The organism is Trichocoleus desertorum AS-A10 (genome assembly GCF_039962155.1).
Classification (GTDB): domain Bacteria; phylum Cyanobacteriota; class Cyanobacteriia; order FACHB-46; family FACHB-46; genus Trichocoleus.
In genome coordinates, this window is the sequence record NZ_JAMPKN010000105.1 from 1 (window position 1) to 5268 (window position 5268).

The following is a 5268-nucleotide window of genomic DNA, read 5'->3' on the forward strand; positions in this document are numbered from 1 at the left end:
ACCCGCTACCTGTATTTCGACAGTTGGGATCACTTGCTCACCTTCATGCTCGAAGGATTAGAGCTAGACATCTCACCCAATACCAGTTAAATTGCCATACTGAGAATTGCTGTCATTACTTGTTTAGCACTACTCATTCATTTTGCTTCAAGGCAGCCCTGGCTCGACCCAAGTATTCCATCACAGCCGCATCAATCGCCCCTCAACTGGCAACTTCAGGTTGTTCCTGCTGGTACATCTAGTTGAGGGATTGCTCAATTTCAGGATCACTACTATAGTAAGAACCCCACGCTACGTCAGGGTCAAGGGATATTGCAAGATTGCCAGAATCATCAAACTGATCAAACAACTGAATTGAATCGCTAAACTCAATACCCGGAATCTTGGATCAGCTCCCACAATATGAATAACGGAGTGCAACAGTCGGAATGTAATATGGATACTGACCAGCAGATCGATTGCAACTCCGGATACCCCTCGTACGGTCAGGAGAAAAACGACTCCTAGATACAGTGGCAGGTTTTCGACCAAGTTAGACTGCACTCGAAATAACCGCCACATCAAGCTGTTGTCATCGATCGCTCCGAAATCTTTTGAGCTACCGCCTGCTGCTAAATGTCGAATTCTCACTACCAGTAAGAGAACCACAACGGTGATCGTCCAGAGGATGAAAATGACCAATCCCCAGAGCGGAGCAGTCATCGGTAGGATGAATAAGTTTTGGGCGATAAGATTTGCGCGTTGCTCAATTTGCATCTTCTTTCTCCATTAGAGCCTGTTCCTACTGTAAGAAGACAATGCAGGGAGACTCTAGAAAAAAGTTGCGAAGGTTTGGGATATTATTGCGATCTTCCGGAGATACATCGCAATTGCAGGAGTTGCTTAGGCGTAATGCCTATCATGCGTTTGAAGTATCGGGTTAAATGGCTTTGATCGCAAAAACCTGTCTGAGTTGCAACTTCAATGATGCTTAGCTCACTATGTTGCAAAAGGTATTTGGCTTGATTTAACCGACACTGCAGAATGTATTGATGGGGTGTTACCCCCATGCTTTGCTTGAACAGTCGTAAGAAATGGTAGGGGCTGATTTGGGCGATCGCTGCCATTTCCTGCAATCTCAAATCTTGATGGAGATGGTTGTTGATGTACTCTTTAACCAGCGTTAACATAACTTGAGATAAGCCATTTGAGTAGCTGGAGAGTTTGGGCCGAGTAACACAGTAACTTCGCAGTAAATGAACAGCTACTGCTGTTTTCAGGCTATCGACCAGCAAATAACTGCCGATGCCTCCGATCTCAGCTTCTCGCTTGAGGGTTGAAAAGATATTTTGTATGAACGCATCCGACTCGCTCATAAACTGGGGAAGCAGTTCAATCTGGTCAGGGTTGACCCAATCCTGTCCAACGTGTTGCAGAAGGGTTGGCTCGATCGCCAGAACCATAAATTGAGCGGGAACATCCCAACTACAGGAATGAGTAATCCCTGCTGGAATGATCGCAATATCACCAGAATTGCGTCTCTCCCTGGAGCGTTTGCCATCAAGCGATCGCACCCCCGGTGCATTCTTGTTGGATGAATCAATCAGACCACAAGCTAACACATGCATTGTATGTTGATGTTCATCGGTGGCAAAGGTGGGTTGCTGGTGCAGTTCAAGATGCATTCCATTCCAACCCAAGCTCCTTAAAACAGCAGGTTGGGGCACAATCTGATCGGATGCCCTCTTCTGGCCATAATCCAGTAGTTTGACAGACTGCCTTCTTTTTCTCATAACCTGTCACAGCTAAAGGATGATCCCATTGTGCCTAATTTTCACCTGATTCAATACTACAGATTGAGGAATTGAACACTCAAATCTTTCAAAGTAATTGTGAAATGACGTTGTTCTCCGGTTGCAACAAAAGAAACGATCGCCTCACATGTCACAGCCACTGTTAGCATTACCAAATTCCGTGCGAGTGGATAATCACAAACATCATCATTAACATCGGACGGAACTCGATAAGCATCATTCCAGATCACTTCTGCATAATCCGTAGCAAGCCCAGCGTGAAGGCAAGGAGTTCGAGTGCGATCGCCGTAGTCCTTCATGGCTTGGCGAGAGGTGCTGTTGTCGAACACGTCAACAATCAATCCACTCTCTTGGAGAAGTTGAGTCGCATTTGTTGCAGTGAGTTCTTTGGTTTCTGCTTCTACCTTTGTCCCGATCGCCCGATACAGGTTATTTGCCAAAATCTTGGCTTTGAATGCACCGACATCCGAACGGTAGTAGGGCTGAGTTGAGAGGTTTCGCTCTTCGATGCGATCGCGATCGATCACTTTGAGCTTGCCAAAGCCCGCACGAGCTAGATTCTCAGCCAGATTCGCGCCCAAGGCTCCTGCTCCACAAATGGTGACAGGGAACTCCTTGAGCTTCGCCATCACCGTATCAGTTCGGTAAAGCTGTTCGTGAAAAAAGATACTCATCTCACCACTCCTGGTGTTCCATCACACCCACTAACGATTGCAAATCAAAATCGCGATCGCGTCCACTGAGACAAATGCCAGAACTCACCACGGTCAGGTCAGCTTTGGCGATCGCACTGGCATGGCGAACGCCATCTGATGTGGTCCAATCGACGGTCCAGTACTCACCTCGATCGTGGAACTGGTGTAGTTCACCGCCACCGAGTTTGAGGGCTTGACGTAGACGCTTTTCATCTTGTTGGGGCTGGGCAAATCCTTCCGTACGTTGAGCAACTAGATCGTAGAGCGATCGCATTTCTGGCGTAATGCCCTTAAACTGTAATTCTTCAACCGGAACCAGTTGTTTGAGATTGGATTGCAGAGTTTCCGCGATCGTAGGATCATCTCGGCGATCGATCTCCTCAAACCAGCAAGAAGCGCCATTCCTACGAGAGATAATCTGCTCAAAGGTGTCTCCTTCTATCACCAGATGCACAGGTACAGGTTTAACGGTTTTGAACCGTTGGCGCATATCCGCTTCGTTGACTGGATAGGCTAACCAAGTTTGGTTGTGCAGACGATAGGCCAATCGCAGGCGAAGGGTGGGAAAATGCTGGAGATAAGCGGCAATGTCAGGCAGATCGGCCTCTGCAATCAAGGTAGCAGTTTGTTGATCGATAGGTTGAAAGAGGCCCCAACCCTCAAATTGGCGGGGCTGAGGGGCCAACGTGTAAACCATACCAGCAACCCGCGTCCGCACTTTTCCACCTTTGACGCAAGGCGCAAGAAATTGAGTGGTGTGCAGTTGCACTTCAGCACTGGCGATTTGATTAAGGAGAGCGCGGATATCCATAAAAGTTTAAGTCTGAATCTTCAGGTCAGCCATCATGCCAAAATGATCCGAGGGATAGAGAGTACGGTTGTTAGGAGCAGGTTGGTTAAGAATCAGTTGGCAATTTTGTACTTGCACAGCATGATTGACGAAAATGTAGTCTAAAGTACCCCGCCAAGGATGGAGCGTGCGATTAAAGTACAAATTTCGCAAGGCGTGCCAGAGTACTTTTTGCCAATTACGGCGCACTAAGGGAGTAGGGCAGGTATATTCTGGTTCATGACCATGATGTGTGGCATAAGCAGATGTAAAGCGCTGTCGCATCAGGGCGATCGCTGGAGCGTTTGGTGTGCCGTTAAAATCTCCGACCGCAACAATCGGTAGGTCTGGTGGCAGTTCTCCTAACCAGTCTAAAACTTGCTGCACTTGGATATCTCTTTGAGGGTGAGGGCCAGGATACCAATAGTAGTGCCCGTTGCAAAAAACCAAAGGCTGTCCATCGATCCTGACCTGAACATATTGAGCGACTCGTCGCTGTCCCTGCAAACCCAGCATTTTCTGCTCGACAAAGGGGTGATGACTGAGAATTGCAATTCCATCGTGCGCCTGCTGTCCTGCATTGCTGGTTTTAGGAACCAAATACACATAAGGCATGCTCAGTTGTTCTGCTAACCAAGCACTTGTATCTTCAGGTAATTTGACTTCTTGCAAAGCAATCAGGTCAGCTTGCTCTGCTGCTAATCCATGCACTAGCAAGTCTCGACGTTGCTGCCACTCTGTTAAGTCGAAAAGAATATTGATGGTAATGACTTTAACCATAGTTCGCACTGCATTCTCTTTTATCCTCCTACATCTCTACATTGCCCCGCAAAGTTTCGCGCACTGCCATCAAAATCTGTCCTAATTTGTTCTTGCCGCTGTCGTCTTTGCCACAACCCCAGTAGTAATCAATAGGGGAGTTTTCTACCAGTATTTCATCTCCAGTAGCTAGCAAAATTTCTCGGATGTCCGCATGGGTTCTAAACTTTTGCAGGACTGCTTTTTGCATCACGTCATCCTTCACATGTTCCCAATCAGAACGGAGAGGAAGCGTGCGATCGCGACCCATATTTGCTGCATCTTTGGGTGTTTTGGTCTGTCTTACCTTTTCTAAGTAAGGAGTATCAACAAACTTTTGGGCTTGAAAGTAATGCTCACTCGTCGCCCAATACAAATCGTCCAACATAAAACCATGTGCTGAAAAATTGGAGAAGCAACCGTAGGGCTTTTCGCGTTCGACGTAAAAATAAATGGTCATGGTTGCTCCCTCAATAGCTCAATTTCCTGCGTGCAAGTTGGCAGAGCGTGATTGCGTTTTCTCAGCTACTAAAGGGACTCCGCTGGTGAGTTGTTACACACTCTTTTAAGGATGGCTACTTTTAAGCCCACCTCCCAGGTTCTTAGCACTCCTTGTTCACACACGCCCACTGCACTAGGGCAGCGTTACCGTTCCTCTCGTACTCAGTATGTAGACTCTAGCAGTTAAGGTATGCAGAGAATATACTACATTGTAATACAAATGTCGTTATTATGTCGAAAATCCTACGTTTTGTTAGCCGTCCTCACAGTAAATTGAGTAAATGGTGTATGAGGTCAAACCCGCTAAAATCATTTCTACCGGAGTATACTAGTAAATCTGATGATATGAGCTAACTAGGTATGCCATCGCGCAAGCATTCATATGATAATAGCGACCATGAACAGCTGAGCTTCTTTGATTCCCAAGGTTCAGAACAGCCTGCCAAAAAACTTAAAGCAATAGAATCCCAGAGTCGAGCAGATGCAAAGCTTTTTTCTGAAAATCCTATCTTGCCTGATTTTCAACCAATTATACTACCGGTAGTGCTCAAGATGTAATGATAGAAGAGTAAAGTTCATTTTCGAATGCTCTTTGTTTGCTCATGCCTGCTTGTCCCCTCTGTGCCTCCTCCCGAACGGTCAAAAACGGTCA

General features: G+C 46.6%; 7 protein-coding genes. 1 reads left to right on the forward strand and 6 read right to left on the reverse strand.

All coding sequences use genetic code 11. The features are described from left to right. Nucleotides 1-291: 291 nt before the first annotated feature. The 6 genes from NDA01_RS31130 to ybiA all read right to left on the reverse strand — a co-directional run bounded on the left by NDA01_RS31130 (nucleotide 292) and on the right by ybiA (nucleotide 4575). Nucleotides 292-756, reverse strand: coding sequence for an MAPEG family protein (locus tag NDA01_RS31130; protein ID WP_348231101.1), 465 nt, complete (start codon nucleotides 754-756; stop codon nucleotides 292-294). An 83-nt stretch (nucleotides 757-839) separates the two neighbouring features. Continuing rightward, a complete protein-coding gene (locus NDA01_RS31135; RefSeq protein ID WP_348231102.1) occupies nucleotides 840-1706 on the reverse strand; it encodes a helix-turn-helix transcriptional regulator in 867 nt (288 codons plus the stop codon). Nucleotides 1707-1828: 122 nt separating this feature from the next. Then, nucleotides 1829-2467 carry a HesA/MoeB/ThiF family protein gene (locus NDA01_RS31140; protein WP_348231103.1) on the reverse strand — a complete coding sequence of 213 codons (639 nt, stop codon included), beginning with the start codon at nucleotides 2465-2467 and terminating at the stop codon, nucleotides 1829-1831. 1 nt (nucleotide 2468) lies between these two features. Then, complete coding sequence (locus NDA01_RS31145; RefSeq protein ID WP_348231104.1) at nucleotides 2469-3299, reverse strand: hypothetical protein; 831 nt, start codon at nucleotides 3297-3299, stop codon at nucleotides 2469-2471. Nucleotides 3300-3305: 6 nt separating this feature from the next. Continuing rightward, nucleotides 3306-4097 carry an endonuclease/exonuclease/phosphatase family protein gene (locus NDA01_RS31150; protein WP_348231105.1) on the reverse strand — a complete coding sequence of 264 codons (792 nt, stop codon included), beginning with the start codon at nucleotides 4095-4097 and terminating at the stop codon, nucleotides 3306-3308. Nucleotides 4098-4125: 28 nt separating this feature from the next. Then, nucleotides 4126-4575 (reverse strand): riboflavin biosynthesis intermediates N-glycosidase, encoded by a 450-nt coding sequence (gene ybiA, locus NDA01_RS31155; protein ID WP_348231106.1) that lies wholly within the window; start codon nucleotides 4573-4575, stop codon nucleotides 4126-4128. A 401-nt stretch (nucleotides 4576-4976) separates the two neighbouring features. Here ybiA and NDA01_RS31160 point away from each other — a divergent pair, with 401 nt between their 5' ends. Continuing rightward, nucleotides 4977-5174 (forward strand): hypothetical protein, encoded by a 198-nt coding sequence (locus NDA01_RS31160; RefSeq protein ID WP_348231107.1) that lies wholly within the window; start codon nucleotides 4977-4979, stop codon nucleotides 5172-5174. Nucleotides 5175-5268 lie beyond the last annotated feature (94 nt).

Coding starts and splice junctions, on each gene's coding strand:
- NDA01_RS31140 (WP_348231103.1), bottom strand. CDS start 2,467: ATGAGTATCTTTTTTCACGAACAGCTTTACCGAACTGATACGGTGATG.
- NDA01_RS31145 (WP_348231104.1), bottom strand. CDS start 3,299: ATGGATATCCGCGCTCTCCTTAATCAAATCGCCAGTGCTGAAGTGCAA.
- NDA01_RS31150 (WP_348231105.1), bottom strand. CDS start 4,097: ATGGTTAAAGTCATTACCATCAATATTCTTTTCGACTTAACAGAGTGG.
- ybiA (WP_348231106.1), bottom strand. CDS start 4,575: ATGACCATTTATTTTTACGTCGAACGCGAAAAGCCCTACGGTTGCTTC.
- NDA01_RS31130 (WP_348231101.1), bottom strand. CDS start 756: ATGCAAATTGAGCAACGCGCAAATCTTATCGCCCAAAACTTATTCATC.
- NDA01_RS31160 (WP_348231107.1), top strand. CDS start 4,977: ATGCCATCGCGCAAGCATTCATATGATAATAGCGACCATGAACAGCTG.